We start from the raw sequence: 21,636 nt of genomic DNA on the forward strand, positions 1-21,636 counted from the left end.
CTCGCTCAGTAGTGCTCGCGGCACTCCCGCAGCAGTTTCTCCGTGCGCTGTGTCGAGGCCGCCCGCGCCGTCATGTGGTCCAGGACCTCCAGATGCGCGGACACCTCCTTGCGGGAGTCCAGATACAGGGCGCCGGTCAGGTACTCGGTGAACACCATGTCCGGCAGCTCCGGCTCGGCGAACCGGAACAGCGAGAACGGCGCGTACGTACCGGGGTGGGGTCCGTCCGCGAACTCGGCGATCTGGAGGGTGATCCGGTCCCGCGCGGAGTACTCCAGCAGCTTGTCGAGCTGGTCGCGCATCACCCGGCCGTCGATGCTCACCGGACGGCGCAGCACCGTCTCCTCCATCAGCACCCACAGATGCGGCGGGTCCTGGCGCTCCAGGAGCCGCTGGCGCTCCATGCGCAGCGCCACATGCCGCTCGACCGCGTCGTGCCCGGCGTTCCCGATGGTCCCGGCCTCCAGGACGGCGCGCGCGTAGCCCTCGGTCTGGAGCAGGCCCGGCACGAAGTGCGGCTCGTAGGAGCGGATGATCCGGGCGGCGCCCTCCAGGCTCACGTACATGCTGAACCACTCGGGCAGCACGTCGTGGTACCGCTGCCACCAGCCCGGCCGGTTCGCCTCCTCCGCGAGCTCGACGAAGGCCTCCGACTCGTCCTCGGGCACCCCGTAGGCGGTCAGCAGCAGCTGGACGTAGGGAATCTTCAGCGCGACCTCGGCCATCTCCATCCGCCGTACGGTCGCGGGCGCCACCCGCAGGATCCGGGCGGCCTCCTCCCGCGAGAGGTCCGCCGCCTCCCTCAGCTCCTGCAGCCGCCTTCCCAGAACCACCTGGCCCACGGTGGGTGCGGCCCGCCGCTCACTCACGCCACGCCTCCCCAACGCGCCCGGGCATGCGCTCAGTCTGTCATGTTCTTCCGACACTCTCACGGGCCACCGGAATCCGCCCAGTTTCACTGGTCCGCCGCATTACCCGGCAGGTAATCGACCAGGCGCCGCACGCCCTGGATCGTGGAGGCACCGGGTTCCGGGCCGGCGCACTCCGGCCCGGGACCCGGCCGACCGCCGCAAACCGATCCTCACGGAGGGTGACTCATCATGTCCGCGACCCAGCTTGCCGCACTTGCCCGGACCGTGGAGCCGCAGGCGATGCTGCGCCGCTTCCTTGCCCTCGACGCCGTGGTCACCGGCGCCAACGCGCTGGCGTATCTCGCCCTGTCCGGCCCGCTCGGCCGGTTCCTCGGCGCCGGATCCGGCCTGTTGCTCGCGCTCGGCGGGTTCCTCGCCTTCTACGCGGCCGGTGTGGGCCTGCTGGCCGCCCGGCAGCACCCGCCGACGACCGGTGTGCGGATCGTCGTCGAGGCCAACCTCGCCTGGACGGCGGTCAGTCTCGCCGCCCTCGCGCTCTGGCTCACGCCGACCACGGCGGGTGCGGTGTGGACGGTGCTCCAGGCACTGACCGTGGCGGGCTTCGCCCTGCTCCAGCACATGGCCCTGAGGGAGCGTCAGCTCAGCCAGGACTGAAGGTACTCGGCCGTCGCCGGGTCCGCCGGGAGCAGTGTCTCCACGGCCAGTTCGGCGACCGTCACGTCCATGGGCGTGTTGAAGGTGGAGATCGACGACACGAACGACAGCGTTCGCCCGCCGTGCTCGATCACCATCGGCAGCGCGAAGTACGCCACCGGCTCGGCCGGCTCCTCGGGCCGGCCGGCGGTGTCGGGCACGGGGTACCCCGCCACCTCGTCGTACAGCGCGCGCAGCGGCTCGGAGCGGTGCAGGGCGATCTGCCGCCGCATCTGCTCCAGCAGGTGCCCGCGCCACTCCCGCAGGTTCCGGATCCGCGGCGCCAGCCCCCGCGGGTGCAGGGTGAGCCGCACCGCGTTCAGCGGCGGCGTCAGCAGCGAGTCAGGAACGCCGTCGAACAGCGCCATGACCCCCCGGTTGGCCGCCACGACGTCGTACATCGCGTCCACCACCAGCGCCGGGTACGGCTCGAAGCCGGTGATCAGCCGCTCGATGCCCGCGCGCACCACCTCCAGCGCCGGGTCGTCCAGCGGCGTCTCCGGGTAGTGGGGCGCGTAACCGGCCGCCAGCAGCAGGGCGTTGCGCTCCCGCACGGGGACGTCCAGATGCTCGGCCAGCCGCAGCACCATCTCCTCGCTGGGCCGGGAGCGGCCGGTCTCGATGAAGCTGATGTGCCGGGCGGAGGAGTCGGCGCGCAGGGCCAGCTCCAGCTGGCTGACCCGCCGCTGCTCCCGCCAGGCGCGCAGCAGGGGGCCCACGCCCGCGGTGCGGGAGGCGGTACCGGACGTGACGGTGGTCATGCCAGGACCGTAGTCGAGAAACGGCCGTACCGGGGAGCCGCCCGCTCCTGACCAGGGCCCCGGGAGGGCTTCTGTGGCAGCCTGGGAGTCCGGCAGGAGATCCGAACCGGCGAAGGAGCGCAGCCCATGCCCGTCGAACCGCTGTCGCGGAAAGAGGTCGAGGACCGGCTGGCCGAGCTGCCGGGCTGGTCGCTCGACGGTGACCGCCTCACCCGCTCCTACCGGCTCGGCTCGCACTTCGCGGCGACGGCGATGGTCGTCCACATCGCCCAGGTGCAGGAGGAGCTCGGCCACCACTCCGACCTCACCCTCGGCTACAACACCGTGGCGCTGTCCGTGCACACGCACAGCGCGGGCGGCGCCGTCACCGAGAAGGACCTCGAGCTCGCCCGCAGGGTGGAGGACCTGGCGGCCGGACACGGTGCACACTGAGGCGCGTGCTGGACTACGACGAGGAGGCGGGGCGGTACGACGTCCTGCGCGGCGGTGAACCCCGCGCGGAGGCCGCCTGCGAGGCCGTGATGGGCCTAGTACCGGTGTCGGCGCGGGAGCTGCTGGACGTGGCGTGCGGCACCGGCATCGTGACCCGGCGGTTCGCCGCCGTCCGCGAGGGGCTGCGGGTGACGGGCGTCGACCGCTCCCCGCCGATGACCCGAATGGCCGCAGCCCGGCTGCCGGGCGCGGTGGTGCGTGCCGACGCCCGCCGGCTGCCCTTCCGGGACGCCCGGTTCGACGCCGTCGTCAGTGTGTGGCTGCTGCACCTGCTGCCCGGCCCCGAGGACGTCCACGCGGTCGTCGGTGAGTGCGCCCGCGTGCTGCGGCCCGGCGGGGTCTGGGTCACCACCGTCCACAAGGCCGCCTCGCACAACGTCGGCAGCGACATCGACGCCGTCCTCGCCGCCCGTCCGCGCAGCCCGGTGCGCGACGCCCCCGAGGCCGTCGAGACCTGTGCCGCCGCGCACGGTCTGCTCCCCGCCGGGCAGGCCCGGTTCCAGGGGCGCGGACAGGGCCGCAGCCCTCGCCGCACCATCGCGGACCTGCGGCGCGGCTGGTTCGTCACCCTGCCCCCCGGTGACCCCCTGGCCGAGGACTTCGCCGCCCGGCTGGCCGAACTCCCCGACCAGGACCGGCCCCGCCCCGACCCCGTGTTCAGCCTCCGGGCGTATCGGCGGTCCCTGCCCGGCAACCTGGCGGGCGCCGGCGGCGACGGATAGACGGAACCCGTCCGTCCTCCGAGGAGGTCCGTCCCCGTGAAGCACCCCCGCACGCACCGCAGACGCCGCGTCGTCCTGCCCGCGGCACTCGCCGTGGCGGCACTGGCCGGCGCCGGTCCGACCGCGCTGTCGGACACGTCCGCCGAGGCCGCCACCGCACGGCAGGTGGAGAAGCTGGACCGCGGCGTCGTCAGCGTCCACACCGGCAGCGGCAACCTGGTCGGCTGGCGCTGGCTCGGCACCGACCCGGACGGCGTCGCCTTCAACGTCTACCGGGCCGGCACCAAGGTCAACTCCACCCCGATCACCGGCACCACCACCTACTTCCACGCCGGCGCGCCCTCCCACGCCGACTACACCGTCCGCGCGGTGGTGAACGGGACCGAGCAGGGCGACTCCGTCCACGCGATCCAGTTCCGCGCCGGCTACAAGGACGTACCGATCAGCCCCCCGGCCGGCGGCACGACCCCCGACGGCGTCTCCTACACCTACGAGGCCAACGACGCCTCCGTGGGCGACCTGGACGGCGACGGCGCCCTGGACCTCGTGCTCAAGTGGCAGCCGACCAACGCCAAGGACAACTCCCAGTCCGGCTACACCGGCAACACGATCGTCGACGGCATCAAGCTCGACGGCACCCGGCTGTGGCGTGTCGACCTGGGCCGCAACATCCGCTCCGGCGCGCACTACACGCAGTTCCAGGTGTACGACTACGACGGCGACGGCAAGGCCGAGGTCGCCATGAAGACCGCCGACGGAACCAGGGACGGCACCGGCGCCGTGATCGGCAGCTCCTCGGCCGACCACCGCAACTCCGGCGGGTACGTCCTCTCCGGCCCCGAGTACCTGACGATGTTCAACGGGCAGACCGGCAGGGCGATGGGCACCGTCGACTACGTGCCGGCCCGCGGCAACGTCTCCTCCTGGGGCGACTCCTACGGCAACCGCGTCGACCGCTTCCTCGCCGGCACCGCGTACCTGGACGGTGCCCGTCCCTCCCTGATCATGGCGCGCGGCTACTACACCCGCACGGTCGTCGCGGCCTGGGACTGGCGGAACGGCGCCTTCACCCGCCGCTGGACCTTCGACACCAACTCCTCCACCAACAGCGGCAAGGGCTACGACGGCCAGGGCTCGCACGCCCTGTCCGTCGGGGACGTCGACAACGACGGCCGGGACGAGATCGTCTACGGCTCGATGGCCATCGACGACAACGGCAACGGCCTGTGGACCACGAGGACCGGCCACGGCGACGCCCAGCACCTCGGCGACCTCGACCCGTCGACCTCCGGCCTGGAGTACTACAAGGTCTCCGAGTCCACGAGCCAGCCCGCCGCGCTGTACGTCAACCCCGCGAACGGCGCGGTCCGCTGGAAGCTCGGCGCCTGCTGCGACAACGGCCGCGGAGTCGCGGCGGACATCTGGTCGGGCAACTCCGGGCCCGAGATGTGGTCCTCCTCCGACGGGAGCATCCGTGACGAGGGCGGCGCCACCAAGGGCCGCAAGCCCTCCTCCGCCAACTTCCTGTCCTGGTGGGACGGCGACCCGGTGCGCGAACTCCTCGACGGCACCCGCATCGACAAGTACGGCACGTCCTCGGACACCCGCCTGCTGACCGGCTCGGGCGTGTCGTCGAACAACGGCACCAAGGCCACCCCGGTCCTGTCCGGTGACATCCTGGGCGACTGGCGCGAGGAGGTGGTCTGGCGCACCAGCGACAACAGGAACCTGCGCATCTACTCCACCCCCCACGACACGGACCGCCGGATCACGACCCTCCTCCACGACACCCTGTACCGCACGTCCCTCGCGTGGCAGAACACGGCTTACAACCAGCCCCCGCACACGGGCTTCTTCATCGGCGCGAACATGCCCACGCCGGCGAGGCCCTCGGTCTTCACCCCCTGAGTGAACCCCCGGACCGCCCGCCACGGCGAGCGGGCGGTCCGGGGAACGGAGGGGTCAGCGCACCGTGCAGGTCTTGTCGCCCAGCTTGAAGGCCGTGGGCTCGGCATTCGCCGCGGACTTGCTCGCCGTGAAGCCGAACGCCGCCGACGAACCCGCCGCCACCGTGCCGTTCCAGTCGGTGTTGCGGACGCTCACCGACGAACCGGACTGCGTGTGGGACCCGTTCCAGAGCTGGGAGATCTTCTGGCCGTCCGCGAAGGACCAGTTCAGGGCCCAGCCGTTCCAGGTGGTCGAGCCCGTGTTGGTCAGCTTGACGTCGGCCTGGAAACCGTCGGACCACTGGTTGGTGATCGTGTAGGTCACCTCGCAGGCGCCCGACGGACCAGGCTCCTCCGGACCCGTACCGCCGCCTGTGTCCGAGGTGTCGCCGTAGACGACCCCGCGGCCGTTCGTCGCCACGTAGACCCGGCCGAAGACCCGCGGGTCACCGGTGATGGCGGCGCCCGTCCAGCCCCACTGGTGGGCGTCGTCGTTGACACGGGTCCAGGTGGCACCCCGGTCCGTGGAGCGGAAGATGCCGCGTACGCCGTCGATCTTCGCGCTGGTGAACAGGGTCTGGTACGAGGCGTCCGGTGCCGCCTTGCCGAAGCCGACGGTGTCGGCCTCCTCGACGTTCGAGAGCCTGGTGAACGTCGCTCCGGCGTCCGTGGAGTGCCACAGGCCGTACGGTCCGTCGCTCGCCCCGCCCGCCAGCCAGACGTCGCCCTTCGTGCCCGGCAGCGCCTTGAAGCGCACGCTGTCGCCGCTCGGCAGCCCTGTCGCGGACGAGGCCGTGAAGGTGGCGCCGCCGTCCTTACTGACGTAGAACTTCCCGGACTTGAAGCCGTAGAACGTCTTCGGGTCCACCCGGTCGGACTCGACGACCGCCCCCTCCGGTATGCCGCTCGACGCCGACCACGAGGTGCCGAACCCGGTCGCGTAGTGCACGCCCGCGCCCTGCGGGCTCCACACGAACCGGCTGCCGTCGGCCGCGGCCGCGACCGTCCCGCCGCCGCTCACGCCCGAAGGGTCCGTGCCCGCGAACCAGTTGGCGCCGTTGTCGGTGGAGAACGCGATGTGCGGCCCGGAGTCCAGGTTGCCGGCGCGCACCACCGTGTCCGGGTTGGACTCGGCGAAGTCGAGACTCGTCGTCGACGTGAAGTTCGGCTGGGTGAACATCATCGACGGCACCTTGGTCAGGTCCGTGTGCCGGAAGCCGCCGACGTCACCGAGCGCGCTGATCAGCGGGGCGCCCGACGGGGGAGAGATCAGGTCGTTGACGGCCGTCTCCTCCAGGCCGCGCACCATCGGGGTGATGGTGAACGACGTGTCGTCGTCCCAGTTCGTCAGGTTCTCCGTGCCGTAGACCGTCGCGCCCGTCCCGTACATCATCCGGTCCGAGTCGAACGGGTCGATCTCCAGCGCCTCCGTCATCCAGCCCAGCTTCGGCGTCTGTTCCGGCGGTGACGGGTTGGCGCCCCAGGTCAGCCACGGCGACGAGGAGACGTCCATCGTGTAGCGGTTCTCGCGGTTCGGGTACGAGGTGTAGCTCCACGCCTGCGTCCACGTGCCGCCGCTGTCCGTCGAGCGGAAGATCTGCGTGTCCGGCCACCAGGAGCTGTACGCCGTCGCCATCACCGTGCCGGGGTTCTGCCGGTCCACGGTCAGGCCGCTGAAGCCGTAGTAGGTGTCGGCCTCCGCCACCGGGCTGATGTCCGTCCAGGTGCCGGTGGCCGTCGCGTACCGGTACAGCCGGCCCTTGCCGCCGTCGTACGGGCCGCCGGTGTCGCTGTACGCGAGGTACAGATGGCCGTTCTCCGCGTCGAGGACGCCCTTGTGCGCCAGGTGGCCGGTCGGCTGGCCGGCGATCCGCTGCCAGCTCGCGCCCGCGTCCGTCGACCGGTAGACCGCGTTCTCCTTGTCGGCGACGCCGACGTAGATGGTCTTCGTCGCCGTCCCCGCGCCGCCCGTCGACTCGTCGAAGGTGACCCAGACGATGCCCTGGTTGTCGGACGCGTAGCCGGAGGTGTCACTGGGATCCTGCGCGTAGTTCCCGGGGTTGGGGAAGGCCGTCACCTCGGACCACGTGGCACCCGCGTCGGTCGACCGCCACAGCCCGTGACCGCTGGGCGCGCCCAGGTACAGCACGTCGTTGTCGTGCGGGTCGACCGCCAGGCGTTCACCCATGCCCCGGCCGGGCATGTTCCCGCCCAGCTTGAACGGCAGGTCCGCCTTGCGCCAGCTCGCGCCCCGGTCGGTGGAGCGCAGCACCGCGCCGTTGTCCGGGTCCCAGTCGTTGGTGTACGTGCCGACCGCCGCGTACACCCGGTCGGGGTCGGCGGAGTCGGAGGCGAGGCTGACCACGCCGGTGTGGCCCCAGTCGTCCCAGCCGACCGAGTCGAGCAGCGGGGTCCAGGTCTTCGTCGACTCCTGCCAGCGGTAGGCGCCGCCGATGTCGGTGCGGGCGTAGGCCAGGTCCTTCTCACCTCGGTTGAAGACGATGCCGGGCACGAAGCCGCCACCGTCGATGCGCGCGTTCTTCCAGGTGTAGGTGTCCGCGGCGAGGGTGGTGGCCGGCGGCGGTGCGTCGGCGGCCAGGGCGGGCGGACCGCCCGCGAGCAGACCGGCCGCCAGCGCGAGCACGGCCGTGAGAACACGGGTTCTTCGCACGGAGGTTCCTTCCTCTTGGGGGGAGGGTGGAGTGGGGAGAGCGTGCGAGGGCCGGGCGGCCCCACCGTGCGCGAGTGGGACCGCCCGGCCGTGTGTGGCCCCGGCGTCAGGTGCCGGGACCGGTACGCGGAGCGTCGGCGGGGGCTATTCGAGAAGCTCCGCGTACGAGCCCATGGCCAGGGCGATGTCGGCCTGGGCCCAGAACCGGTGGTACGTGAAGGTGGGCGCGGCGCCGCCCGCCAGATAGGACTCGATCTTCGACCACGCCGGGTCGTCCTGGTAGAAGGTGCGGATCGACTCGAAGGTCGACGACGAGTTGATCGTGTCGCCGTTGGGCATGGTGCCGGTCCAGCCGCTCGGGACGTGGATCGGGTCGTCGAAGCGGTTGTAGTCGGCGCGGGTCTCCGGGACGGCGATGCCGAGCGCGTCCTGGTTGTTCTCCCACATGCCGTCGAGCAGCGCCTTGGCGGTCGAGGCCGCTTCCGTGTCGCCGGAGCGGTCGGCGTAGTACGTCAGGGTCTTGGCGTACGCGGCGGCCACACCGACGTCGTTGGTGTAGTCGGCGACGGACACGTGCAGCCCGCTGTTGGCGCCGGGCGACGACGCGTTCCAGGTGTCCGGCTTGCCGGACCACTGGAGCGTCGACGGGATCCGGAAGGAGCCGTCCGGGTTGATCGTGGTCTCCGACAGCGCCCAGTCGACCCACTTGTCGAGGACCGACTTGGCGAGCGCGTTGCCGGTCTGCTGGTACAGCTCGGCGACCCGCTCCATCGACCACGCCTGGAAGCCGAACCACTGGTTCGACGGCGGGTCGTGGTAGACCGGCTTCTCGTCGTAGTGCATGCCGTAGAAGGTCGGCGTGCCGGCCGGCGGGGTCGTGTACCGGCCCGCCCAGCTGTTGGTCGCGCCGCCCGCGATGCCGCCCTCGTCGGACTGGAGCCAGCGGTAGAACTCCAGCTGCCGCTGCATCGACTTGGCCCAGTCGTCCGCGCCCGTCGCCGACTTCGGCTTGAGCGGCGCGTACTCGCTCAGCGCGTAGGCGGCGAGCGGGTTCTGGTAGCCGCCGTGGGCGTGGCTGGAGCCGATGCGCCAGGCCCAGCCCGCCGAGGAGTCGGTGGCCCCGCCCCAGGCGTAGTACCAGGACAGCAGGTAGTGCGAGGCGTCCTTGCCGGTGCCTGCCGGGCAGGACGGGCTGGTGCAGTTGCCGATCTTCTTGAAGTACTTGTCGAACATGGCGTAGCGCAGGTAGTCACCCATCTTCGCGGCCTTGCCGACGGTCGCGGAGACCTCGGAGCCCTTGCCCTGCTCCTTGGCCCACAGGTCTGCCCAGTACGCGGCCTGCACGGCGCGCGCGTCGGCGTCCGGGGCGTTGGTGAACTTCCACTGCTTGGCGTACGAGGCGTCCTTGGTGAACAGGTCCAGGTAGCCGTTCTTGCCGCCGTACTTGAAGGCGTCGCAGGTGGGCTGCGGGACGGTCTCCCACACCGACTCCTGCGGGCCGCGCTGGAAGGTGTTGATGTACGACGGTCCGGTGTCCGACGGGCCCGCCTCGCACTTGCCGGGCGAGTTGCCGTAGCCGTACACGTTGTCGACGTCCTGGATCCAGTGCATGCCGTAGACGTCGTCCGTGCCGTAGGCGGACTTCAGCTCGCTCGCGATCGGGTCGGGGCCGACCGAGACACCCGAGTCCAGCGCGGACGGGTACTCGTTCGGGGTGTCGTACTCGGGCGCGTACGTCGCCGGCTTCGAGGCGTTGTAGAAGGAGTTGGTCGGCTGGTCCGCGTGGGTCGGGATCATGTACTTCTCCATGATCTCCCAGGCCCCGTTGAACTTCGACCAGTCACCGGTCACCTTGCCGTACATGGCCTGGAGCCACAGCAGGTAGCTGTACGCCTCCGAGGTGGTCTCGTGACCGTGGTCCGGCGCCTCGACGATCAGCGTCTCGACCGAGTGGTACGGGATGCCCTCCGGCGAGAAGTAGCCGTTCGCCGGGTCGGTGATCTTCCCGTACAGCTCCAGGAAGCGCGCGTCGTACGCCTTCTGGGCGCCCAGCTGCGTCACCGTGACCGCCGCCTTGGCGTGACCCGGGGCCGAGGACTCGAAGACCGCCGTGCCGCTGCCCGAGGAGTCGGCGGCGATCGTCACCTTCTGCGCGGTGTTCCAGTTCGACGGCGTGAAGGTGAGCGAGCCGCCGGCCGAGACCGACAGTCCCGAGTTGCCGCTCGCCCGGGTCGTCGTGACGGTCACGTTCGAGGCCGGCTGCTTGGACAGCTTCACCTCGTACGTGCCCGACTCGCCCTGCTGAACGCCGAGTTGGGACGGGGTGGCGACCACGGCGGGTCCCGAGGCGACCGTGATGCCGACCGGGGTGGAGCTGGCGGAGGCACCCATGCTGTCGTACGCCTTCGCCACCAGCGAATGACTGCCCACGGTCAAGCCGGCGACGGAGAGCGTGAAGGGCGAGCCGGTGTCGGTGCCCAGCAGCTCGGTGTCGTCGTAGAACTCCACCTTGGTGATCGTGGCCTGGTCGGCGGCCGCCGCGGTGGCGGCGAGCGGGACCGTCTCGCCCTGCGTGTAGACGGCTCCGGCCTCCGGGCTGGTCAGCACGGCGATCGGCGGCTGGTGGGCCCCGGTGCAGGTGGTGCCGTTGATCGCGAAGGACGTGGGGGCGGCGTTGCTGCCGCTGTAGGAGAACTGGCCGCCGGTGGTGACGGCGCCGCCGGCGGCGATCCGGCCGTTGTACGGGGCGTTCTTCACGGTCACGGTCTTGCCGGACTGCGACCAGGTGCCGTTCCAGCCGTTCTGGAGCTTCTGGTTGCCCGCGTAGTCGTACGTCAGGGTCCAGCCGTCGATGGCGTCCGCACCGCGGTTGGTGAGGGTCAGCTCCGCGGTGAAACCGGAGCCCCAGTCATTGGTCTTGTAGTCGACGCTGCACTGGACGGCCGCCGCCTGCGCGGGCGTCGAGCCGGTCGAGAGCATCGTCAGCGGAAGCGCGAGAGCCGCGGCGGCGGCCGTTAACAGCCGCCGGACGCCTCTGCGTCTCCTGGGTGGGGGATGCATGGTGCTGGTTCCTCCTGCGACTCGGAGATGTCAAGGCTTGAACCAGTGGGAGCGCTCCCATAGTGAGGATGGGGTGCTGAGCGGTCAAGCCTTGTGGCGAATCGAAAACATTCGACGGCCCGAGCTGAGTGAAAGTCAGCAGTCCCTCTGTTCTTTGCCGTCACTTGGCGCTAGCTTCATGAGCACCAGTGGGAGCGGTTCCACCAGTCGACGCGTTCGTCATGACGCGTCCGAGCTGCAAGGAGACCGCTCATGCGCCACCCCCCGCGTTCAGTACTTTTAGCCATCCCCGTGCACCTGCGGAGCACCTGACGCGGGGTCGCTCGTTCCCGTGGGATCCCCGTGCCGTCCGTGCTGCCCGAAAACACCGGTCGGCATCACAGGCCTGCCCCAATCGGTCTGTACGGCACCCCCACCCGTAAGGCACCAGGCCCGCGCGGTCGTCCGCGCGCGCCCCAGAAGGTCAGCCCCCTACGGATAGGAAACCCGCACCATGAGTCGCACCAGAACCGCGCTTCTCGCCGCCATGGCGCTGGTCGCCGGCGCCACCGGGACGGCGATCGCCGCCGTCCCCGGCGACACCGGCGCGGCCGCCGTCCCCTGCACCGTGGACTACAAGGTGCAGAACCAGTGGGACACCGGCTTCACCGCGTCGGTGACGATCACCAACAACAGCGCCGCCAAGTCGTCGTGGTCGCTGAAGTGGACCTACGCCGGCAACCAGAAGGTCACCAACGGCTGGAACGCCAAGGTGAGCCAGTCCGGCGCCAACGTCACCGCCGCCAACGAGTCCTACAACGGCACCCTGGCCACCGGGAGTTCGGCCACCTTCGGCTTCCAGGGCACGTACAGCGGCAGCAACGCCGTCCCCGCCACCTTCACCCTCGACGGTGTGACCTGCAACGTCGATTCCGGCGGTGGCCCCACCGACCCGCCGGACCCGACCGACCCGCCCGGCAACCGGGTGAACAACCCCTACAGCGGCGCCAAGGTGTACGTGAACCCCGAGTGGTCCGCGAAGGCCGCCGCCGAGCCGGGCGGCAGCCGCATCGCGAACCAGCCGACCGGTGTCTGGCTGGACCGCACCGCCGCCATCAACGGGGTCAACGGCGGCATGGGCCTGCGCGACCACCTCGACGAGGCCCTCACCCAGAAGGGCTCCGGCGAGCTCGTCGTCCAGCTCGTCATCTACAACCTGCCCGGCCGTGACTGCGCCGCCCTCGCCTCCAACGGCGAGCTCGGCCCGACGGAGATCGACCGCTACAAGACGGAGTACATCGACCCGATCGCGCAGATCCTCGCCGACCCGAAGTACGCCTCGCTGCGGATCGTCACCACGGTCGAGATCGACTCCCTGCCCAACCTGGTCACCAACGTGTCGCCGCGGCCCACCGCCACGGAGAACTGCGACGTCATGAAGGCCAACGGCAACTACGTGAAGGGCGTCGGCTACGCCCTGAACAAGCTCGGCGACGTGGCCAACGTCTACAACTACGTGGACGCCGGCCACCACGGCTGGCTGGGCTGGGACGACAACTTCGGCGCCTCCGCGCAGATGTTCAAGCAGGCGGCGACCGCCGAGGGCGCGACCGTCGCCGACGTGCACGGCTTCATCGCCAACACGGCCAACTACAGCGCGCTGAAGGAGGACCACTTCTCCATCAACGACAACGTGGCCGGCAAGTCGGTGCGCGAGTCCAAGTGGGTGAGCTGGAACCGTTACGTCGACGAGCTGTCGTACGCCCAGGCGCTGCGCAACCAGCTGGTCTCGCTCGGCTTCGACTCGAACATCGGCATGCTGATCGACACCTCCCGCAACGGCTGGGGCGGCGCGAACCGGCCCACCGGCCCCGGCGCCACGACCAGCGTGGACACCTACGTCGACGGCGGCCGCTACGACCGCCGCTTCAACACCGGCAACTGGTGCAACCAGTCGGGAGCCGGCCTCGGTGAGCGGCCCAAGGCCTCCCCGGAGCCCGGGATCGACGCCTACGTCTGGATGAAGCCCCCGGGTGAGTCCGACGGGGCGAGCGAGCACATCGACAACGACGAGGGCAAGGGCTTCGACCGGATGTGCGACCCGACGTACACGGGCAACCCGCGCAACGACAACAACATGTCGGGTGCGCTGGGCAACGCCCCCATCTCCGGGCACTGGTTCTCCGCCCAGTTCCAGGAGCTGATGAAGAACGCGTACCCGCCGCTGTCGTGACGGGCTGACCACTGATCCGCCGGGCCGGGCCGGCCAGGTCCGGCCCGGCGGATCGCGCACATCTCCACCTCGGAATCCCTCGGGTTCCTTTTGCGGGACCGGCAACATTGTTTGCGCGTTCCCGGTGCGTCGGCGCACCCTGACGGCATCCGAGCGGAGAGGCTGACCACCATGGCGCACCATCACCACCACGGCCCGAACCACCCTCACGGCCACGACGGCACCGAGATCGACTGGGCCGAGATGGCCCCCCTGCTCGAATCCCAGGCCGAGCTGTTCACGCCCCTGTACGAGCGGGCCCTCAGCTGGCTGGCGAAGGAGGTGACCGAACCGGGACTGATCGTGGACGCGGGCAGCGGCCCCGGTGTCATCTCGTGCCTGTTCGCCGAGACCTTCCCGGGAGCGCGGATCCTCGCCGTCGACGGTTCCGAGCCGCTGCTGGAGCGGGCCAGGGACCGGGCGGAGCGCAAGGGAGCCGCCGACCGCTTCGGCACCCTCGCCGGTGAGCTGCCCGAGGTGCTCGGCGAACTGGACTACCCGGCCGACCTGCTGTGGGCCAGCCGCAGCGTGCACCACCTCGGCGACCAGGGCGCCGCGCTCGCGGCCTGCGCGGCACGGCTCGCGCCCGGTGGCACGCTGGCCGTGCTGGAGGGCGGTCTGCCCGCCCGGTTCCTGCCCCGCGACATCGGGTTCGGCCGGCCCGGTCTCCAGGCGCGCATCGACGTGCTGGAGGAGGAGCGGTTCAGCCGGATGCGCGCCGAACTGCCGGGCTCGGTGGCCACCGTCGAGGACTGGCCTGCCCTGCTGACCTCGGCCGGGCTGCACCACACCCGCTCGCGCACCTTCCTCCTCGACCTCCCCGCCCCGGCCTCGGACCGCGCCCGCGCCCATGTGGTCGCCACCCTCGGCCGCACCCGCGACATGCTCGGCGAGGAGCTGGACGCCGAGGACCGCGCCACCCTCGACCGTCTCCTCGACCCCGACGACAAGGCGAGCGTGCACCACCGCCCCGACGTGTTCGTCCTCGCGGCGCACACCGTGCACACCGCGGTGCGGCCCGTGTGACGGCTTGACTTCGAGAGCTCTCCAAGTGATGGACTCCCCGGCACGCAACGACACACAGGGGGTTTCCATGACCGACTCTCCGGTCGCGCTCATCACCGGCGGGGGCAGCGGTATCGGTGCCGCCGTCGCCCGGCGGCTGCTGGACGCGGGACAGCGAGTGGCCGTCACCGGACGGGGCGAGGAGCGGCTGCGCCGCTTCGCGAAGGAACTCGGCGAGCCCGGGGACCTGTTGACCCTCCCGGGGAACGCGGCCGAGTACGGCGACGTACGGACGGCGGTGGACACCGTGCTGGCGGAGTTCGGCCGGCTGGACACCGTCGTCGCCAACGCCGGGTTCGCCACCGGCGACTCGGTCGCCGAGGGCGACCCCGCGGGCTGGACCGACATGGTGCTGACCAATGTCCTCGGTCCCGCCCTGCTGATCAGGGCCTCGATCGACGCGCTGAAGGAGACCCGCGGTCGGATCGTGCTGGTGGGCAGCGTCGCGGGGTTCGTGCCGACGCCGGGCAACCTCTACGGCGCGACCAAGTACGCGGTGACCGGGCTCGCCGAGAACACCCGGCGGCAGGTCACCGAGTGGGGCGTCGGCGTCACGCTGATCGCGCCCGGCCGCGTGGAGACCCCGTTCTGGGACTCCCACGGCAGCCTGCCGCCCGGCCATCTGCTCACCGCCGACCAGATCGCTGACTCGGTCGTCTGGGCCATGACCCAGCCCGCCGGCGTCGACGTCAACACCGTGGTCGTACGGCCCCTGGGCCAGCCCAACTGACCGGACGCGCGACGGCCTCCCCACGCGGGGGAGGCCGTCGTGTGCGTGCGGTCAGCTGTTGACGTCCGCGGGGTCCGAACCGATCCGCCGGTCCTCGTTCAGCGCGCTGATCGCGGCGAGGTCCTCGGTGTCCAGGGCGAACCCGAAGACGTCGATGTTCTCCTGGATCCGCGACGGCGTCACCGACTTCGGGATGACCACGTTGCCGAGCTGGAGGTGCCAGCGCAGCACGACCTGCGCCGGGGTGCGGCCGTGCTTCTGGGCGATCGCCACGATCGCCGGGATCTCGAGGATCCCCTTGCCGGAACCGAGGGGCGACCACGCCTCGGTCGCGATGCCCTGCTCCGCGTGGTACTCACGCGTCGCGTTCTGCTGGAGGTGCGGGTGCAGCTCGATCTGGTTGACCGCCGGGATGACGGACGTCTCGGCGATCAGGTGCTCCAGGTGCTCCGGCAGGAAGTTGGACACACCGATGGCGCGGGCACGGCCGTCGGCGAGCAGCTTCTCGAACGCCTTGTACGTGTCGACGTACCGGCCCCGGGCGGGCATCGGCCAGTGGATCAGGTACAGGTCCACGTAGTCGAGTCCGAGCTTCGACAGCGAGGTGTCGAAGGCGCGCAGGGTGGAGTCGTACCCCTGGTCGCTGTTCCAGAGCTTGGTGGTGACGAAGAGGTCCTCGCGGGGAACGTCCGACCGCGCGATGGCCTTGCCCGTGCCCTCCTCGTTGCCGTAGATCGCCGCGGTGTCGATGCTGCGGTAGCCCGCCTCCAGCGCCGTCGCGACGGCCGCCTCGGCCTCCGCGTCCGGCACCTGCCAGACGCCGAAGCCCAGCTGGGGCATCTCGACGCCGTTGTTCAGGATGATCGGGGGGACCTTGCTCACGAGCTCTCGATCCTTCGGGTTGTGGTCAGGTGGTACTCATATCGTCAACGATCACGGCCCCCGCCGCATTCCTGACCGCGGAATTCATGCCCGGTAGAGCGCCTCGACCTCTTCCCCGTAGGCCTTCTCGATGGCCTTGCGCTTCAGCTTCAGCGACGGCGTGAGCAGCCCGTGCTCCTCGGTGAACGGCTGCGCCAGGATGCGGAACGTACGGATCGACTCGGCCTGCGAGACCAGGGTGTTGGCGGCGACCACGGCCCGCCGTACCTCCGTCTCCAGATCCGGGTCGCGCACCAGGTCCGCCGGGGACAGCCGCGGCTTGCCGCGCATCGTCAGCCAGTGCTCCACGGCCTCCTGGTCGAGGGTGACAAGGGCGGCGACGTAGGGGCGGTCGTTGCCGACGACGATGCACTGGTTGACCAGCGGATGGTCCCGCACCCGCTCCTCCAGCACGCCCGGCGAGACGCTCTTGCCGCCGGAGGTCACCAGGATCTCCTTCTTGCGCCCGGTGATGGTGAGATAGCCGTCCTCGTCGAGGGAGCCCAGGTCGCCGGTGGCCAGCCAGCCGTCGTGCAGGGTCTCGTCGGTGGCCTTCGGGTTGTTGAGGTAGCCCAGGAAGACGTTGTCGCCGTGCAGCCAGATCTCACCGTCGTCCGCTATGTGCACGGTGACCCCGGGGACCGGCTGTCCGACCGTGCCGTAGCGGGTGCGCTCGGGCGGGTTGGCGGTGGCCGCCGCCGTGGACTCGGTCAGTCCGTACCCTTCGTAGATCTGCACGCCGGCGCCCGCGAAGAACAGGCCCAGCCGGCGGTCCATCGCCGAACCGCCCGACATCGCGTTGCGGATCCGGCCGCCCATCGCGGCCCGCACCTTGCCGTAGACCAGCTTGTCGAAGAGCTGGTGCTGCATGCGCAGGCCCGCCGACGGACCCGGCCCGATGCCCCAGGCCTTCGCCTCCACCGCCTCCGCGTACCGCACCGCCACGTCGACGGCCTTCTCGAACGGGCCGGACCTCCCCTCCTTCTCGGCCTTGCGCCGCGCCGCGTTGAACACCTTCTCGAAGATGTACGGGACGGCCAGGATGAAGGTCGGCCGGAAGGCGGCCAGGTCGGGCAGCAGGGCCGCGGCGTGCAGCTGCGGCTGGTGGCCGAAACGGACCCGGCCGCGGATCGCCGCGACCTCCACCATCCGCCCGAAGACGTGCGCGAGCGGCAGGAACAGCAGCGTCGCCGCCTCGTCGCCCCTGCGCGAGTGGAACACCGGCTCCCAGCGCTCGATGACGGTGTCCGCCTCGTACATGAAGTTGCCGTGCGAGAGCACGCAGCCCTTGGGGCGGCCCGTGGTGCCCGAGGTGTAGATGATCGTCGCCACCGAGTCGGGCGTGACCGCCTGCCGGTGCCGGTGCACCACCTCGTCGTCGAGGTGCGCGCCCGCGTCGTACAGCTCCTGCACGGCGCCCGCGTCGAGCTGCCACAGCCGGCGCATCCGGGGCAGCCGGTCGATGACGGTGGCGATCGTCATCGCGTGGTCCTCGTGCTCCACGATCGCGGCCGTCACCTCCGCGTCGTACAGCATCCAGAAGCACTGCTCGGCGGAGGACGTCGGGTACACGGGGACGACCTGCGCGCCGATCGTCCACAGCGCGAAGTCGAAGAGCGTCCACTCGTACCGGGTGCGGGACATGATCGCGACCCGGTCGCCGAACCGGATCCCGCCGGCCAGCAGGCCCTTCGCGAGGGCGAGCACCTCGTCGCGGAACTCGGCGCTGGTCACGTCCCGCCAGTGCCCGGCGTCGTCCTTGCGGCCGAGCGCGATGTGCGACGGGTCGTCCTCGGCATACCGGAAGACCACGTCGGCCAGACCGCCCACCGGGGGCGCCAACGCCAATGGGGGGTTGGTGAACTCGCGCAATCCCGCTCCCCGCTCCCTCAGCGCTCGGACTGGTGTGCGGCGACGCCCTCGTCCCGCACGGCGCCGTGAAAGCTACCCCACGCGAACAGGGGGCGGGAGGGGGTGAAGAAGTGAGCAGAGCTCTTGTTCGCGCTGGTCAGTGAAGGAAAAAGCGCTCACATGGGGAAGGGTCGGACAGATTCCTGACGGTCGAGTAAGTTTCGGTGCCGTAATCTCCACCGAATCTGTACGACCGCATGACCGGGGCTTGGGAGTGCGACACCGGTCCCACTGAGGTCAGCGTGAGGGCGCTCCGGATCGTCACCCCCGCCCGCCGCGCTGGAGCCGGTCGCCGCCCGCGAGGATCGCCGCCGCCAGCGCGTCCGCCGCGCCCTGCGCGGAGGGACGGCGCCGGCCGTGCACCACCACGAAGTCCACCTCGCCCGGCTCCGGAAGCCCCGCCCGCTCCGGTATCCGGACCAGCCCCGGCGGGATCAGTCCGCGCGAGTGCACCATCACCCCGAGGCCGGCGCGGGCCGCCGCGAGCAGACCGTTGAGGCTGCCGCTGGTGCACGCGATGCGCCACTCCCGGCCCTCCCGCTCCAGTGCCCGCAGGGCGAGGGCCCGGGTGATGCCCGGCGGCGGGTACGCGATCAGCGGCACCGGACGGTTCGGGTCCAGGCGCAGCCCCGGCGCGCCGATCCACACCAGTTCGTCGTGCCAGACCAGCTCGCCCCGCGGGTCCTCGGGCCGCCGCTTGGCCAGCACCAGGTCCAGTCGGCCCGCCCGCAGCTGCTCGTGCAGGGTGCCCGAGAGCTCGACCGTCAGCTCCAGGTCGACCTCCGGGTGCTCGTGCCGGAACCGTTCGAGGATCTCCGGCAGCCGGGTCAGCACGAAGTCCTCCGACGCGCCGAACCGCAGCCGTCCGCGCAGCCGGGTGCCGGTGAAGAACTGCGTCGCCTGCTCGTGCACGTCCAGGATCCGCCGGGCGAAGCCGAGCATCGCCTCGCCGTCCTCGGTCAGCTCCACCGAGTGGGTGTCGCGGGTGAACAGCTGCCGCCCGGTGGCCTCCTCCAGCCGCCGTACGTGCTGGCTCACGGTCGACTGGCGCAGCCCGAGCCGCCGCGCGGCCTGCGTGAAACTCAGCGTCTGCGCCACCGACAGGAACGTGCGCAGGTGCGTGGGGTCGTACATGACCGCAGCCTACGACCGCTCAACCCGACGCTCATCACGAAACGCGATGACAGTGAGAGCGGTATACCGGATTCCCGATCACGGAAGGGAGGAGCAGGATGGGGAGGGGCCACCCGTGGGCACCCGTGACCGCCTGAGCACACCGAGCAGATGAGCAAGTGGAGCACCGTGAAACGCCTGCGCCGGCCGAGTCGGCTGCCGATCGACCCGTACATCCTGCTGCTGCTCGGGACCGTGGGCCTCGCCGCGCTGCTCCCCGCGCGGGGCACGGGCGCGGACATCGCCTCCGGCGCCTCCACGGCCGCGATCGCCTTCCTGTTCTTCCTCTACGGCGCCCGGCTCTCCACCCACGAGGCCCTGGACGGGCTCAGGCACTGGCGGCTCCATGTCACCGTACTGGCCTGCACCTTCGTCGTCTTCCCGGTGCTGGGCCTGGCCGCCCGCGGACTCGTCCCGGTCTTCCTGACCGACCCCCTCTACCAGGGCCTGCTCTTCCTCACCCTGGTTCCCTCCACCATCCAGTCGTCGATCGCCTTCACCTCGATCGCCCGCGGCAACGTGCCCGCCGCGATCTGCGCCGGCTCCTTCTCCTCGCTGATCGGCATCGTCGTCACCCCGCTGCTCGCGGCGACGCTGCTCGGCAACAGCGGGGGCGGGTTCTCCGCCGGGTCGGTGATGAAGATCGTGCTCCAGCTGCTGGTGCCGTTCCTCGCGGGGCAGCTGCTGCGCCGCTGGATCGGCGGCTTCGTCGCCCGGCACCGGAAGGTGCTGGGGCTGGTCGACCGGGGCTCGATCCTGCTCGTCGTCTACACCGCGTTCAGCGAGGGCATGGTGCAGGGCATCTGGAGCCAGGTGAGCCCGGCCCGGCTCGGCGGACTGCTCGCCGTCGAGGCCGTCCTGCTCGCCGTGATGCTGCTGCTGACCTGGTACGGCGCCAAGGCGCTGCGCTTCGGCCGGGAGGACCGGATCGCCATCCAGTTCGCCGGCTCGAAGAAGTCGCTGGCCGCCGGGCTGCCCATGGCGAGCGTGCTGTTCGGGGCACATGCCTCGCTGGCCGTGCTGCCGCTGATGTTGTTCCACCAGATGCAGCTGATGGTGTGCGCGGTGATCGCCAAGCGCCGGTCGCACGACCGGGTCGAGGAGATCACCGTGCCGGACCGAGCCGGACGGTCACGAACCGGGGTCGGTACAGGGACACGTTCCGGCTGAGCATCACCGCCGCGCCCGTGGTCTCCAGCCAGTTCACGTCGTAGCTGAGCACCAGCCGCCCGTCGCCGCCCAGCTCCGGGTGCGTCTGCGGGTTGTAGGCGGCGGTCCCGGCCCCCGGCAGCGCGGGGGTGAACTCGTGCGCCGGCCCGTGCCAGGGCCCGGTCGGGGAGCACGCCCAGTACGACGCCACCGTGGTCAGCCCCTCGGTGCCCGCGGCCATCGTGAACAGCACGTACGTCCCGTCGTCCCGCACCACCGAGAACGCGCTGCCCACGCCCCTGCCCCGGCCGTCGCCGAGCACCGGGCGCGGCCGGGCGCGGGTCTGCCACGCCCCGCCGGTCCAGTACTCCCAGGCGGCCGGGTCCGCGAGCCCGCCGGCCGGGACGCGGGCCACATACGCGTGCGAGGCCGGCCGGGACGCGGCGCGGCCGTCGTCGCCGCCGAAGACGTACGTCCAGCCGTCCTCCTCGACCAGGGTGGTGCCGAAGAGCACGCGACGGGACGGGTCGGCGACCTGCCGCTGGTCGTGCACCCCCACGATCGACTCCGTCCGCAGGTCCGGCAGGGAGAGCGTCGCGACCTCGGTGGCGGTGGGCACGCCGTAGATCCACGGGGACCGTCCGGCCGTACGCACCCACAGCAGGACCCGCACGACCCGCTCGGAGGAGCCGGGGGAGCGCGGCTCGACCCGGGCCGCGACGGGCCAGCGCCACTGGTCGGGGGCGGGGTCGGGGAAGAGCGGGGCGGGCAGGGTGGCCTCCAGCCGGCCGTCGCGCATGAGCACGGCCGAGTTGCGCACCAGCGGGGCGCCGGTGTCCCGCCATGCGTACGACTCGCCGACCGGGTTGGGCGGACGGTGCACACCGCCGAGATAGGTGTCGGAGAACAGCCACAGCAGCCGCCCGTCGGGCAGCCGCACCGAATGGGTGCCGTCGCCGCCGGTCCAGTCGTCGGTGCGGCCGGCGTCGTCGCCGTAGCGGGCGAACTCCGCGGTGAGCGCGTCGTCGGTGGTCCAGGAGGCGACCGTACGGGGCCGGCAGGCGTCGCCGGGCGGCCGGTCGTCGTCCTCCGGCGGACCGGTGACCAGCACCGCCCCGAGGACCAGGGTCAGCGCCAGCGCGATCCCGGTCCCCGTCCGCCGTCGTGCTCGGGCCGCGTCGTCGGGCACGCTCGGGGACGTTAGTGGGTGCGGTGGTCC

General features: G+C 71.2%; 16 protein-coding genes. 8 read left to right on the top strand and 8 right to left on the bottom strand.

Annotation, left to right across the window (positions count from 1 at the left end; all coding sequences use genetic code 11):
* Positions 1-5: 5 nt before the first annotated feature.
* Positions 6-869, bottom strand: coding sequence for a helix-turn-helix domain-containing protein (locus ACZ470_RS08945; protein ID WP_468425798.1), 864 nt, complete (start codon positions 867-869; stop codon positions 6-8).
* Positions 870-1,100: 231 nt separating this feature from the next.
* Between ACZ470_RS08945 and ACZ470_RS08950 the strand changes: the two genes are divergently transcribed.
* Complete coding sequence (locus ACZ470_RS08950; RefSeq protein ID WP_468425800.1) at positions 1,101-1,526, top strand: hypothetical protein; 426 nt, start codon at positions 1,101-1,103, stop codon at positions 1,524-1,526.
* Here ACZ470_RS08950 and ACZ470_RS08955 read toward each other — a convergent pair.
* Positions 1,508-2,326 (bottom strand): helix-turn-helix domain-containing protein, encoded by an 819-nt coding sequence (locus tag ACZ470_RS08955; protein ID WP_468425802.1) that lies wholly within the window; start codon positions 2,324-2,326, stop codon positions 1,508-1,510. The two genes, ACZ470_RS08950 and ACZ470_RS08955, sit on opposite strands and share 19 nt — an antisense overlap.
* 126 nt (positions 2,327-2,452) lie before the next feature.
* On the opposite strand from ACZ470_RS08955, the gene ACZ470_RS08960 reads away from it, so the two are divergent.
* From ACZ470_RS08960 to ACZ470_RS08970, 3 genes are read left to right on the top strand one after another with little or no spacing between them, the layout of a single operon-like run.
* Positions 2,453-2,758: a 4a-hydroxytetrahydrobiopterin dehydratase gene (locus ACZ470_RS08960; RefSeq protein WP_468425804.1), complete on the top strand. Its 306-nt coding sequence runs from the start codon at positions 2,453-2,455 to the stop codon at positions 2,756-2,758.
* A 5-nt stretch (positions 2,759-2,763) separates the two neighbouring features.
* Positions 2,764-3,540, top strand: coding sequence for a class I SAM-dependent methyltransferase (locus ACZ470_RS08965; protein WP_468425806.1), 777 nt, complete (start codon positions 2,764-2,766; stop codon positions 3,538-3,540).
* Between the two features lie 36 nt (positions 3,541-3,576).
* Positions 3,577-5,448 (top strand): rhamnogalacturonan lyase, encoded by a 1,872-nt coding sequence (locus tag ACZ470_RS08970; RefSeq protein ID WP_468425808.1) that lies wholly within the window; start codon positions 3,577-3,579, stop codon positions 5,446-5,448.
* Between the two features lie 54 nt (positions 5,449-5,502).
* On the opposite strand, the gene ACZ470_RS08975 is transcribed toward ACZ470_RS08970, so the two are convergent.
* Both ACZ470_RS08975 and ACZ470_RS08980 read right to left on the bottom strand, forming a co-directional pair.
* On the bottom strand, positions 5,503-8,157 hold the full coding sequence (locus ACZ470_RS08975) for a cellulose binding domain-containing protein (protein WP_468425810.1): 2,655 nt from the start codon (positions 8,155-8,157) through the stop codon (positions 5,503-5,505).
* Positions 8,158-8,301: 144 nt separating this feature from the next.
* Positions 8,302-11,217, bottom strand: coding sequence for a glycoside hydrolase family 48 protein (locus ACZ470_RS08980; RefSeq protein WP_468425812.1), 2,916 nt, complete (start codon positions 11,215-11,217; stop codon positions 8,302-8,304).
* 493 nt (positions 11,218-11,710) lie between these two features.
* Here ACZ470_RS08980 and ACZ470_RS08985 point away from each other — a divergent pair, with 493 nt between their 5' ends.
* From ACZ470_RS08985 to ACZ470_RS08995, 3 genes are all read left to right on the top strand, one after another.
* Positions 11,711-13,429 carry a glycoside hydrolase family 6 protein gene (locus ACZ470_RS08985; RefSeq protein ID WP_468425813.1) on the top strand — a complete coding sequence of 573 codons (1,719 nt, stop codon included), beginning with the start codon at positions 11,711-11,713 and terminating at the stop codon, positions 13,427-13,429.
* A gap of 171 nt (positions 13,430-13,600) precedes the next feature.
* Positions 13,601-14,494: a class I SAM-dependent methyltransferase gene (locus ACZ470_RS08990; RefSeq protein ID WP_468425815.1), complete on the top strand. Its 894-nt coding sequence runs from the start codon at positions 13,601-13,603 to the stop codon at positions 14,492-14,494.
* Positions 14,495-14,561: 67 nt separating this feature from the next.
* Complete coding sequence (locus tag ACZ470_RS08995; RefSeq protein ID WP_468425817.1) at positions 14,562-15,263, top strand: SDR family oxidoreductase; 702 nt, start codon at positions 14,562-14,564, stop codon at positions 15,261-15,263.
* A 51-nt stretch (positions 15,264-15,314) separates the two neighbouring features.
* Here ACZ470_RS08995 and ACZ470_RS09000 read toward each other — a convergent pair whose 3' ends face one another.
* The 3 genes from ACZ470_RS09000 to ACZ470_RS09010 form a co-directional block, all read right to left on the bottom strand.
* Positions 15,315-16,145 (bottom strand): aldo/keto reductase, encoded by an 831-nt coding sequence (locus ACZ470_RS09000; RefSeq protein WP_468425819.1) that lies wholly within the window; start codon positions 16,143-16,145, stop codon positions 15,315-15,317.
* Between the two features lie 84 nt (positions 16,146-16,229).
* Positions 16,230-18,056 carry an AMP-dependent synthetase/ligase gene (locus ACZ470_RS09005; protein ID WP_468425821.1) on the bottom strand — a complete coding sequence of 609 codons (1,827 nt, stop codon included), beginning with the start codon at positions 18,054-18,056 and terminating at the stop codon, positions 16,230-16,232.
* 300 nt (positions 18,057-18,356) lie between these two features.
* Positions 18,357-19,229 (bottom strand): LysR family transcriptional regulator, encoded by an 873-nt coding sequence (locus ACZ470_RS09010; protein ID WP_468425823.1) that lies wholly within the window; start codon positions 19,227-19,229, stop codon positions 18,357-18,359.
* Between the two features lie 150 nt (positions 19,230-19,379).
* Here ACZ470_RS09010 and ACZ470_RS09015 point away from each other — a divergent pair, with 150 nt between their 5' ends.
* A complete protein-coding gene (locus tag ACZ470_RS09015) occupies positions 19,380-20,438 on the top strand; it encodes a bile acid:sodium symporter family protein (protein WP_468425825.1) in 1,059 nt (352 codons plus the stop codon).
* On the opposite strand, the gene ACZ470_RS09020 is transcribed toward ACZ470_RS09015, so the two are convergent.
* Positions 20,374-21,606, bottom strand: coding sequence for a DUF4185 domain-containing protein (locus ACZ470_RS09020; protein ID WP_468425826.1), 1,233 nt, complete (start codon positions 21,604-21,606; stop codon positions 20,374-20,376). The genes ACZ470_RS09015 and ACZ470_RS09020 overlap by 65 nt on opposite strands.
* Positions 21,607-21,636: the final 30 nt, after the last annotated feature.

This window comes from Streptomyces sp. NPDC031111 (assembly GCF_055570675.1).

Bases quoted from the DNA above. Each gene is read 5' to 3' on its own strand.
- ACZ470_RS08950 (WP_468425800.1), top strand. From the start codon at position 1,101: ATGTCCGCGACCCAGCTTGCCGCACTTGCCCGGACCGTGGAGCCGCAG.
- ACZ470_RS08955 (WP_468425802.1), bottom strand. From the start codon at position 2,326: ATGACCACCGTCACGTCCGGTACCGCCTCCCGCACCGCGGGCGTGGGC.
- ACZ470_RS08960 (WP_468425804.1), top strand. From the start codon at position 2,453: ATGCCCGTCGAACCGCTGTCGCGGAAAGAGGTCGAGGACCGGCTGGCC.
- ACZ470_RS08980 (WP_468425812.1), bottom strand. From the start codon at position 11,217: ATGCATCCCCCACCCAGGAGACGCAGAGGCGTCCGGCGGCTGTTAACG.
- ACZ470_RS08985 (WP_468425813.1), top strand. From the start codon at position 11,711: ATGAGTCGCACCAGAACCGCGCTTCTCGCCGCCATGGCGCTGGTCGCC.
- ACZ470_RS08990 (WP_468425815.1), top strand. From the start codon at position 13,601: ATGGCGCACCATCACCACCACGGCCCGAACCACCCTCACGGCCACGAC.
- ACZ470_RS08995 (WP_468425817.1), top strand. From the start codon at position 14,562: ATGACCGACTCTCCGGTCGCGCTCATCACCGGCGGGGGCAGCGGTATC.
- ACZ470_RS09010 (WP_468425823.1), bottom strand. From the start codon at position 19,229: ATGTACGACCCCACGCACCTGCGCACGTTCCTGTCGGTGGCGCAGACG.
- ACZ470_RS09015 (WP_468425825.1), top strand. From the start codon at position 19,380: ATGAGCAAGTGGAGCACCGTGAAACGCCTGCGCCGGCCGAGTCGGCTG.